This window comes from uncultured Nitrospira sp. (assembly GCA_902500695.1).
GTDB lineage: Bacteria > Nitrospirota > Nitrospiria > Nitrospirales > UBA8639 > Nitrospira_E.
This window is the reverse complement of record CABVRQ010000113.1, coordinates 1-10,519: the sequence shown is the minus strand read 5'-3', so window position 1 is coordinate 10,519 and position 10,519 is coordinate 1. Positions and strand designations below refer to the sequence as shown.

The following is a 10,519-nucleotide window of genomic DNA, read 5'->3' as shown; positions in this document are numbered from 1 at the left end:
CCTGCACTCCCACTAGGGGGCCAGCCCCCTCGTGCCTTAGCGTGGCTCCGGTCACCCCATGAAGGGGAAATATCTCTATTACCAAAGCCTTTTCTTGGCGAACGCTCGTCCTGAACCGTACTTAAGGTAGCGTTCGAACTCAAGGGCTTTCGATATGTCGGAAAAGCCAACATAAGTTATCAGTTCCCATGGTTTGAATTTTGAAGTATGGACAGAGCCACTGCTGTTGTGAACGATCAGTCGTTTTTTCAAGTCGGATGTGATGCCGATGTACTTCTGCTTAGGATGGGATTCACTTCTGATGAGATAGACATACTTCATTTTTGAAGTTTGGTGATGTCCACCTTCGCTAAAGCTTCGGCGGACAGCCTTCGTTGCAGTAAATATGCTATTCGGTCCGTCCTTAATTTTTCGTGGGTCTTTGTGGCCTGCCAGCCGAAGCCTTGGCGAAGGCTGGCGGAGAGGGTGGGATTTGAACCCACGGTCCCTTGTGAGGACAACGGTTTTCGAGACCGTCCGAATCGGCCACTCTCGCACCTCTCCGTGTTCGTCTATGTTATGCGGTGGGAACTGGTTGGTTGCTCCGTAGGTGCTGAAAAAAATTCTGTAAGATCGCCCGGCAATCCTCTGCCAGGATATCTGAGTCTACGCTCACCCGGTGATTAAACCTGGTCTCTGCAGTAAGATTACAGATTGACCCACATGCGCCGGCCTTCGGATCCCATGTGCCAAATACGACACGGGCAATTCTGGCCTGAATGATGGCTCCGGCACACATGGCGCAGGGTTCCAATGTGACATAGAGGGTGGTGTCTGTAAGACGCCAGGACCCTAGTGCCATGGAAGCGGATCGAATGGCCATGAGTTCGGCATGGGCGGTCGGATCTTGTGTGCTCTCCCGTTGATTGAAGCCAGTGGCGAGTATCTTTCCATCCTGGACCAAAACCGCTCCAACCGGGACTTCTTCCGCACGAAAGGCTTTGTGCGCCAGATCCAAGGCCATGCGCATGAATTGACTATCCGTGCTTGGATCCAATACGTCCATGGTCATATCAAAAAGTGAAGGCGACTGATGATTGTGTGAGTGAAAGTTTTTGTTCCGAAAGGCAAAAAAAAAGGTTAACATAGCCACTACGTGATGTATAGCCAACCCACCTGGAAATTCTGGTGAACTCTCCAGCCAGTATCATGCGTCAGAGGCTCGTTCCTTTGGAAAAGGTGCAAGCTATTTGGCAAAGTCTTGCGCACCGCTTTTTCGAGAATCGGTTACCCCTCATTACCATTGAGTGGAGCACACGATTAACCGCATCGGCCGGGCTGTTTGTGAGCCAAATTGGCCCAAGAAGCTGGTGGGCCTCACGTGAGTATCGAGAAGGTGCGGCACGAGTGATTAGGCTGTCCGCCCCCTTGCTTCGCGATCAACCTGAAGCGGAACTGAAGCGAACGTTGGCGCATGAAATGATCCATCAATGGCAGTTTGATATTCGCAAGCATCGCCCGTCCCATGGCGCAGAATTTCGAGAAATGATGCACCGGATGAATGCGGCGGGACTCGGAGTGACCGTTCGCCATCAGTTGAACCTAGCTGTTCAACGGCATAATCGCTATGCCTGGCAATGTCTCCAATGTGGAATGGCCTATCATCGGCAACGACGAACGATCATTCCGACCCGACATATTTGTAGCCGATGTCGGGGGAAACTTGTCGAAGTTGAGTTAAACCACCACACTCAACCACTTCATGAAGACTTGATGGACGGGAGAGGCTTGAATCGTGGAGCGCGTCAGGCTGAGGATGAATCGGCAGGTCAGACGTACTGTGGGGCTGGTAAGAGGGATGGCGAAGCCTTATCGACGAAAGGCGTCTTTACCCCGGATGACTTCCGCGAGGAGTTTATCGGCGAGTTTGGCGGCCCGGCGATGGCGCCACCAACGAATGGTTATCGCATAAATCACAATGGTTCCGAGGACGAGTAAGAGCCCTGTGGTGATGTTGTCCATAGAAGGAGTGTAGAAGAATAAATTTCCAGATGGCAAGGTGGGGGGACGCCTTGAGAACGTGGGGCGGTACCCGAAGGGAAATACCTTTACCTTGGCGTTCGTAATTATATGAAAGTATTATGAAATTTAGCTTGATTCCTGGAATATTGTCATAGTTAAACGGGATCGTACCTTTTTCAAATGGACATCCTGATTCTATTCGCATCCTTGGTTGTCATTTTGTTAGGGGCGGAGGCGTTCACCAACAGTTTAGAACATTTTGGAGAGCGTCTAGGGATTTCGGAAGGCGTCACCGGTTCGGTGTTTGCGGCGGTGGGAACGGCGTTACCGGAAACGATGGTGCCAATTTTTGCCATCTTGTTGTCATCAGGTTCTGAAACGTTGCGGCACGAAGTGGGGGTGGGGGCTATTCTCGGGGCACCCCTGATGCTGGCCACAATAGCCTTCTTTCTGATGGGGTTCTTTGCCGCACGGAAAAGAGGATGGCATGGCACGTTGAATCCTGAGCCCACCGGATTCGCCCGTGATCTGCTCTGGTTTAACTGGGCGTTTTGTCTGGGAGTGATTGCCGTGTTTGTTCCCCAAGAGTGGGGTTGGGTGCGGCCTGTCATGGCGGGAGCGCTGGTTACCTTGTATGTGGTGTATTTGTATCAAACCATTCGATCTTCAGCCAATTTAGTGGATGATGGACATGGGACGGAGGCGGATCATCCGCTTTATATGACCAAAGTGGGGCTTCCCGATAATTTATTGGCGATCTTGTTCCAAGTGGGATGCGGCCTGGGCCTCATTGTGTTAGGGGCGAAAGGCTTTGTGTATGGGATTGAACATCTTGCCCCCAAGTGGGGAGTTTCGGCCTTAACCTTGTCTCTGTTAATTATTCCAATTGCGACAGAATTGCCGGAAAAAATAAACAGCATTATTTGGATCCGGCGCGGTCGGGATACCTTGGCTGTCGGGAATATCACCGGGGCCATGGTCTTTCAGGGGAGTTTATTGCCGGCCTTGGGAATTATGCTGACAGCCTGGGTACCGCAACATGAAATTCTCATGGGAATGGCGATGACATTGGTGGCGGCCTCCTATTTGACCTGGGTGGTGCGGCGAGGCGTGTTGAAGCCCATTCACCTGGTTGTTAACGGGCTGTGTTACGTGCTGTTTGTGGTTTCGGTGCTCTTTTGGTAGGGAATGTTGAAAAATGCCGCCAGCGGCGTTCCCTGCCTTCGCCGGAGCGGCTTCACGTCTACGCGCTGAAGCACGCTTCGATGCACAAGCGTGCAGGCAGGTCGCCCCTTGGCCGTGCTGGACGAGCATTCCTTCGAAAGCTCAGGACAAGCTTTGAACACTCCACTATGTCTGTGAGCCTCGGTAACTCATAGGCTGAGGAAACGACAAAATTATTCCAAAATTCAATAGCTCTTGCTAACACCTGGACTTTAATTTCTTCACGAGCCATGAAGAATAGAACCAAAGACTACCAATGACCCTTCCGAAAGTTGTTGTCACACGACGTCTCCCACAACAGGCCTGGGATGTGTTACGGGCACAAGCCGACCTTGTCTGCTGGGAGCAGGATTGCCCCGTTGATCGGAAGTGGTTATTGGATCATCTTCCTGAGGCAGAGGGCCTGTATTGCCTGTTGACGGACCGGATTGATCGAGAGGTGCTTCAGGCCGGTAAACGGCTTCGCGTGATTAGCACCATGGCTGTCGGATATGATCATATTGACGTGGCAGGATGTACAGCCTGTGGTATCCCGGTTGGGCACACACCGGGTATTTTAACTGAAACAACTGCGGACCTGGCCTTTGCGCTGCTCCTCTCTGCAGCCAGACGGATTGTCGAAGGAGCCGAGTATGTGCGAAAGGGACAATGGGCAACCTGGAGCCCTGATCTCTTGCTGGGACAGGATGTGCATGGTGCGACGTTAGGTATTGTGGGGTTTGGCCGGATCGGGCAGGCGATGGCCAGGCGCGCTCAAGGATTTCAGATGAAGGTGCTAGCGGTGCGGTCACCCCAATCTTCTGGATCATCCGGATCCGGTACGCAGTCCTTTGCCACACCGGTTTTGCCACGGGAGGATTCTTCTGCAGGGATTAATCAGGGGGAACCGGTGACCACTTCATTCCAGAAGGTTGATTTGCATGGGGCATTAGCTCAGTCGGATTTTGTGAGCTTGCATGTACCCCTGACTCCTCACACGCATCATTTGATTGGGGAAGCTGAGTTTCGAGCCATGAAGCCATCAAGTATTTTGATCAATACGGCTCGTGGGGCCGTGGTTGATCCTGAGGCCCTGTACCACGCCTTAGTGCATGGCCATATTGGTGGGGCAGCCTTAGATGTCACTGATCCGGAGCCCATTCCTGCGTCACACCCGCTCCTCACGCTTCCTAACTGTCTGGTTATCCCACACTTGGGGAGTGCTTCTGTGGCGACAAGGACCAGAATGGCCTGCATTGCCGCTGAGAATATCGTTGCCGGGTTACGTGGAGATGCGCTTCCACATTGTGTCAATCCTGAAGTCTACCAGCGCAGTTTCGAGATCTGAGATTGTAGAAATACCCAAGAAAATTGATGGAGGATTGTTTATGCTGGGAAGGGAGCTCGATGATATGCGAGACATGGCAGGTCAATCTGACGATTGGCCGTTTCGTCAAGAGGAGAGATCATGATCCACATCACCACACCTGCCGTAGAAAAATTAAAAGTCCTGATCGAGGAGCACCCCGAAGATCCCATTGTTCGTTTAGCCGTTCGGGACCGGGATGACAAAGTCCTCGTTTTTTCCATTACCCTTGAAGACGCAGTGACACAGGAGGATTCGGTTTTAGATATTGAAGGGCTCATCGTCGCAATCGACGGCTCCTGCGCACAACGGATGGAGGGCGTTACTGTTGATTATGAGGAGGCTGCTGGGTTCGGCTTCCACCACCCGGAACCGCCCGATCCTTTTAAATTAAACCTGATTCTACCTGAATGAAGAAGACAGAATGGGATTGGAGCACTGATGGAACCCGAATGCGCGAAGATTCTTCATCAATGATTGTTCCTAACCTCAACCGGTAACCATACACCCCGCGATTATTCATATTATGGAAATATTTTTTGCGACATGTCCTCGTGGCTTAGAAGGAGTTCTCAGCCACGAACTTCAAGAATTGGGTGGGCAGGAAATTCGATCCACCCCTGGTGGCGTCGAATGTCAGGGCACTTTTCCCCTCTGCTACCGGCTCAACTTAGAAAGTCGCATTGCCAGCCGGATTCTGTGGCGAATCGGACAGGGATGGTACCGGGATGAGGAGGATCTCTATCGCCTTGCCTCATGTCTTCCCTGGCCCGAATATTTTTCCGTGGACTGTCACATCAAAGTTCGCATCATTGCTCAACATTCTCCACTGAGAAGCCTTGAGTTTGCGACATTGCGAGTGAAAGATGCCATTTGTGACCGATTTGTTCGGGTGGAACATGCACGCCCCGAGGTGAGTAAACGCCAACCCGATATTCAAATTGTGGTCTTTGTCGATGAAGAGCATGTCGTGTGGTATATCGATACCTCGGGAGATCCGCTGTTTAAACGTGGATGGCGGAAGGTGGCGGGAGACGCGCCGATACGAGAAAATTTGGCGGCCGGCATCCTCCGGCTTTCAGGTTGGACCGGCGAGCAGGTCTTGCTTGATCCGATGTGTGGCGCGGGCACATTTTTAATTGAGGCGGCGTTGATGGCCAAAGGGATTGCGCCAGGCCGTGGTCGGGAATTTGCCTTTCGGCACCTGCAGAATTTTGATCACACGATCTGGGATCACCTACGCCAAGAGTCGATCAAACCGATTCCCCCCGGTCCGGGTCTCTCTATTGTTGGTTATGATGAGGATGCGAATGCCTTAACCATGGCGAGAACAAATCTTGAAGGCTTGGGGCTTGAAGATATTCAATTGGGTCAGGTGGATGTGTTGGATGTGACGCCTCCTGGACCAAAGGGTTTTCTGGTTACCAATCCTCCCTATGGAGTGAGAATGGGAGACCGGTCGGAGCTGGAGGAGTGGTATCCGAAGTTTGGAAATCTCTTGAAGCAGCGGTTTACTGGGTGGGATGTCTATGTGCTCACGGCCGATTCGCGTCTTCCTAAACTCATTCACTTAGCGCCGTCACGCAAAATCCCCTTGTTCAATGGTCCATTGGAATCGAGGTTGTATGAATTTCAGATGGTGGCCGGAGGAAACCGGAAATCGGCAAGGCAGGCCAGGCAACAGGCGGGGAATAACCCCGGTCTTAGATGAGAGGTTTCCCTGCCATGTTTAAAAGCGAGACCCAGACATCTTCAATGCATCGCAGCACATACATCCATTCGTCGCAGGTCTTCGGTCGTTTAAAAAGATGGCAATTGGGAGGGAAAGAAAAATTTTTCGATTGCCGCGGAGCTTCTTCCGAAAACAAGGCCACCGGAATGGATTGTAAGCGGCGGTCGCGTTGAAGTCCCTTTATGATTTCTTCTCCCGACACATCGGGGAGATGATTGGAAAGAAAAATCAGGTCGGGTTGTGGGGCATCCATAAAGGGATACTCCTGATTTAAAAAGGCCATGGCTTGTTCGCCGTCTTCGGCTTCCAGAATTTCCACACAGATGATTTGGGCCACCGTCAGTGCTTCTTTGAGGGCTTCTATCTGGGCGGTATCATCCTCGATGGTCAGGATCTTAATCGTGTTTTTGACGGCTCCGCGCATGATCCGATTGCCCAACTTCCTGGTTGAAACAGACTGCCCACCCTTCAGTCTGGTGGAGGATTGTCGCTTGATGACGACAGCGAATACGTGGGGTGGCCCATCTGTTTTTTCGGTTGAATCTTCGCTGAGTTTAAGGAAAAGCCGGCTGGGAAGGATTTTTGATAAAGAATGATGAGAATGGGAGAGGTGATGCCTTGACCATATTCTGTTGAATGCAGAATGGATCGAAGCCCATTACGCTGAATGAGTGGTACGGCAAACAGCGCGAATCTCATCCAGTTTGAACAAACATGAAGCAATCAGGCGAATAGGGATGATCCGTTTTCCCTAGGAAGCTGGATAACGAAACGCCCGTGGCCTGATGGAAAAATGCTAGGAGCCTGTCGGGCGTAGGGGATCGAGAGCGAAAAAGCGGCTGAGCGAGGCCAGATTTTGACGATTTCGCTGGCCCATAGTGGGACTATGGTCTAAGACAGCGGCGAAATATGGACCGCTTAGACACTTTTGAAGGCGATTCATCCTCAGTCCGACAGGTTCCTAGGCAGGGAGGCTCGCAAGAAATTGCTTGATCACGGGCATGGCATCAGGGCGAGCGGCGATGATGCCGTTGACGGTGGGATGAGGTTGGTTGCATTGAATGGGTTTCCCATCTCTGTCCACGACGACCCCCCCTGCCGCTTGAACCAGAAGGAGGGCGGCAGCGATATCCCATTCGTTCTGTGTGCCGATATTGATCAATCCGTCAATCTGTCCGGCAGCCACCAGTGCCAATGAATAGGCGATGGAACCCATCAGCGTGCGGCAATTGGCGGTTTCTCGCCATGTGCGAATGGTGGAGCGGGCAATGGGTCCTGTGTTCACCAGAAACGAGAAGCGATGTCCTGTGGTCTGGGCGACATGAATGGGGCAGCCATTCACGGTCGCCGGTTCACCTCGCACGGCACAAAAATATTCCCGCGTGGCCGGGTTGAAAATAATCCCGATCGAGGCCTGTCCATTGTCAATGAGCGCGAGAGAGATGGCGAATTGTGGCAGGCTTTTAATAAAGGGTTTGGTCCCATCGATGGGATCCAGGATCCACACACGGTTTTTTTTCAGTCTGAGGGAGTTGTCGGGCGATTCTTCCGAGAGCCAGCCATCATCAGGGTAGGCGGCGAACAAGGCTTCCTGAATGATACGATTGACTTCCAGATCGGCATTGGTCACTGGCGATCCGTCCGGCTTGATCTGGATGGCCAAGCCTTCATACTGGATTCTGTGAAGACGATCACTTGCGAGGCCAAGGGCTTGCCGGATGATGGAGAGTTCTTGGCGATAATCAGTCATGATGTCAATGGTTCTGGAGCAGTAGCACTGTGGAATAAATGCCCTTTATTGATATTGTACCCGGGATCATCGGTTAAGTGTGGAGCGCGCCCAAGACATCCAACGTAACAGTTCATAGCATGAGAGGCGTGTTGGAGGCTAGATGTTCTGCTTGAGGATGGTGTGTTTTCAGGAGAGGGTTCAGGTGCACGGTATGACTTGTGAGTTGAGACCCTGGAGAATGTCATGCAAACCGTGACCGTGAGGCTGAAAATTTCTCACGAACGCTTTCAGGCCTATTACCAGGGTGCGGTGGAATATGTGGTGGCACCGTCAATCGATGGTCGGACGATCCAATTTCCCGCAAGAGTACTTCGTCCATTTGTCTCGCATCAGGGGATCCAGGGGACATTTGAGATCACCTTTGATGCGAATTTGAAGTTTCATTCGATCCGCCTGGCACAGGACGACAGGTGAGCGCAGCCGCTATGACTGGAGATGAGTATTCCCTTATCGGATTATTTCTAAGTGCGTTTCTTTCCTCAACCGTATTGCCGGGAAGCTCTGAGGTTGTGTTCGTCATTTTGGCATCACAGGGACATCTCCCTGCCTGGAGTCTTCTCGCCACGGCGACAGCAGGCAATACCCTGGGTGGAATGAGTTCCTGGGCCTTGGGGTGGCTCATCGGGTGGTGGTATCCATTCAATGAGTTAACCAAACCGGCTCAGCATCTGGCAGTGGAACGGGTTCGCAAGTGGGGCAGTCCGGTGCTGTTATTGTCCTGGGTGCCGTTTATTGGGGATCCGCTCTGCATCGCAGCAGGGTGGTTGCGGGTGGGCTGGGTCAGGGCACTCGTGTGTATCGGGATTGGCAAAGGGTGCCGGTATGCGGTCTTGTTCGCGCTGTTGCCCACCGGTAGCGGGTGAATGGCCAAGGCGTCTGACTATAGCATTCAGAAAACGTTGTTGGTATTGTTGCCCTTCCGTCTTACCACTTAAGTGCTAATATCCTTTTTTGTAAATTTCTGTCCATACGACCATTGCTTCTATACTTCCAAGCCCATTATGGAGTCGTCATATCGTGAACGTTCCCCTTCTTGATTTGAAAACCCAATACGCCAGCATCAAACAGGACATTCAGGTGGTGTTGGATAAGGTGTGTGCGGAGCAAAGTTTTATTCTGGGCGCCCATGTTCAGAACCTGGAGCAGATACTGGCGGCATTCATCGGCACGGATCATGCGATTGGTGTGGCGTCAGGAAGCGACGCGTTACTGTTGTCGTTGATGGAAGTGGGGATAGAACCTGGCAATCGCGTCGTGACGGTCCCGTTTACATTTTTTGCGTCTGCAGGTGTGATTTCCCGGCTTCACGCGCGTCCGGTGTTTGTCGATGTGATGCCTGAAACGTTTAATCTCGATCCCGGCCGGTTAACGGATAGCCTCACTTCCGACGTCAAAGCCATTCTTCCGGTCCATCTTTTTGGGCAATGCGCGGACATGGAAACCATCCTTCAGATCGCGGATGCCCAGGGAATCCCGGTTATCGAGGACGCCTGTCAGGCCATCGGTGCTGCTCGAAACGGTGTCCAAGCCGGAGCATTCGGGCGCACGGGATGCTTCAGCTTTTTCCCGTCGAAAAATTTAGGGGGATTTGGTGATGGCGGGTTGATTACCACGCGGGACCCCCAGGTGGCCGAGCGGCTGCAACTCTTGCGTGTTCACGGGAGCCGGTCAGAGTACCATCATCATTTCATCGGGATGAACAGCCGGTTGGATGCGTTGCAAGCCGCCATCCTCCAGGTGAAATTTCAGCATTTGGTTGAGTGGACTGCCAAGCGTCAAGCACATGCGGCGAGTTATCAGAAACTGTTTCAGGCATGCGGTCTTGAGGAGCGATTGACGGTGCCGGTAGTGTCATCCGGCAATACTCATGTCTACAACCAATTCACCATTCGCACTCCACAGCGAGACGAACTCAGTGCCTACCTTACCCAACATGGCATAGGCAATCGCATTTATTATCCCGTCCCCCTCCACCTTCAGGAATGTTACCAGGATCTCGGGTATCATAAAGGCGATTTCCCGGTCTCGGAACAGCTCTCCCAAGAGGTGCTCTCCCTTCCCATTTATCCGGAGCTCACACCGGATCAACTCCAGTATGTGGTCGACACAATTAAAGCCTTTTTTAATAAATAGATGCCGTCAGGATTGAAGCTGGCGTGTTCCCGCATGAGGAAAGAATACGGGCTGTGACAACTGGGCGCCTTGATGCTCTTCTAGGACATCGGAGGTGGTTCCTATCATGATCATTCGGTCCACATTTTTTTCTTAACATAGAGGCGGTATGGATTCTGTCTCCCTGTCGCTCCTCCTAAGGCGCGGGCAAAGGAAGAGGCAACCGCATGTGGGAACCAGTTTTGAAGGAATCACTCAATGGCGAGAATTTTTGATATGATGAGACAGAACTATAAGGAGATGCCTAAATATT

At 52.0% G+C, this 10,519-nt stretch carries 11 protein-coding genes and 1 tRNA gene; 8 read left to right on the top strand and 4 right to left on the bottom strand.

Annotated elements, in window-relative coordinates; all coding sequences use genetic code 11:
• Positions 1 to 454: 454 nt before the first annotated feature.
• A tRNA-Ser gene (locus AAH187_RS17895) sits at positions 455 to 543 on the bottom strand.
• A 13-nt stretch (positions 544 to 556) separates the two neighbouring features.
• Positions 557 to 1,045 carry a tRNA adenosine(34) deaminase TadA gene (gene tadA, locus AAH187_RS17890; protein WP_342349849.1) on the bottom strand — a complete coding sequence of 163 codons (489 nt, stop codon included), beginning with the start codon at positions 1,043 to 1,045 and terminating at the stop codon, positions 557 to 559.
• Positions 1,046 to 1,167: 122 nt separating this feature from the next.
• Between tadA and AAH187_RS17885 the strand changes: the two genes are divergently transcribed.
• The 5 genes from AAH187_RS17885 (at position 1,168) to AAH187_RS17865 (ending at position 6,281) form a co-directional block, all read left to right on the top strand.
• On the top strand, positions 1,168 to 1,977 hold the full coding sequence (locus AAH187_RS17885) for a SprT-like domain-containing protein (RefSeq protein WP_342349848.1): 810 nt from the start codon (positions 1,168 to 1,170) through the stop codon (positions 1,975 to 1,977).
• 204 nt (positions 1,978 to 2,181) lie between these two features.
• Positions 2,182 to 3,186, top strand: coding sequence for a sodium:calcium antiporter (locus AAH187_RS17880; RefSeq protein WP_342349847.1), 1,005 nt, complete (start codon positions 2,182 to 2,184; stop codon positions 3,184 to 3,186).
• 295 nt (positions 3,187 to 3,481) lie between these two features.
• Positions 3,482 to 4,552: a D-glycerate dehydrogenase gene (locus AAH187_RS17875; protein ID WP_342349846.1), complete on the top strand. Its 1,071-nt coding sequence runs from the start codon at positions 3,482 to 3,484 to the stop codon at positions 4,550 to 4,552.
• A gap of 120 nt (positions 4,553 to 4,672) precedes the next feature.
• Entirely contained in the window at positions 4,673 to 4,984 is a 312-nt protein-coding gene (locus AAH187_RS17870) for an iron-sulfur cluster biosynthesis family protein (protein WP_342349845.1), read from the top strand.
• 112 nt (positions 4,985 to 5,096) lie between these two features.
• The gene (locus AAH187_RS17865) at positions 5,097 to 6,281 is read left to right on the top strand and encodes a THUMP domain-containing protein (RefSeq protein ID WP_342349844.1); all 1,185 of its coding nucleotides are present in this window, start codon (positions 5,097 to 5,099) and stop codon (positions 6,279 to 6,281) included.
• On the opposite strand, the gene AAH187_RS17860 is transcribed toward AAH187_RS17865, so the two are convergent.
• Positions 6,274 to 6,726, bottom strand: coding sequence for a response regulator (locus tag AAH187_RS17860; RefSeq protein ID WP_342349843.1), 453 nt, complete (start codon positions 6,724 to 6,726; stop codon positions 6,274 to 6,276). The two genes, AAH187_RS17865 and AAH187_RS17860, sit on opposite strands and share 8 nt — an antisense overlap.
• Before the next feature lie 537 nt (positions 6,727 to 7,263).
• Entirely contained in the window at positions 7,264 to 8,052 is a 789-nt protein-coding gene (locus AAH187_RS17855; protein WP_342349842.1) for a 3'(2'),5'-bisphosphate nucleotidase CysQ, read from the bottom strand.
• 225 nt (positions 8,053 to 8,277) lie between these two features.
• Between AAH187_RS17855 and AAH187_RS17850 the strand changes: the two genes are divergently transcribed.
• The 3 genes from AAH187_RS17850 (at position 8,278) to AAH187_RS17840 (ending at position 10,227) form a co-directional block, all read left to right on the top strand.
• On the top strand, positions 8,278 to 8,508 hold the full coding sequence (locus tag AAH187_RS17850; RefSeq protein ID WP_342349841.1) for a DUF2835 domain-containing protein: 231 nt from the start codon (positions 8,278 to 8,280) through the stop codon (positions 8,506 to 8,508).
• Positions 8,505 to 8,957, top strand: a complete 453-nt coding sequence (locus AAH187_RS17845) for a YqaA family protein (protein WP_342349840.1) — start codon at positions 8,505 to 8,507, stop codon at positions 8,955 to 8,957. Before AAH187_RS17850 ends, AAH187_RS17845 begins: the two co-directional genes overlap by 4 nt.
• Positions 8,958 to 9,111: 154 nt before the next feature.
• Positions 9,112 to 10,227, top strand: a complete 1,116-nt coding sequence (locus AAH187_RS17840; RefSeq protein ID WP_342349839.1) for a DegT/DnrJ/EryC1/StrS family aminotransferase — start codon at positions 9,112 to 9,114, stop codon at positions 10,225 to 10,227.
• Positions 10,228 to 10,519: the final 292 nt, after the last annotated feature.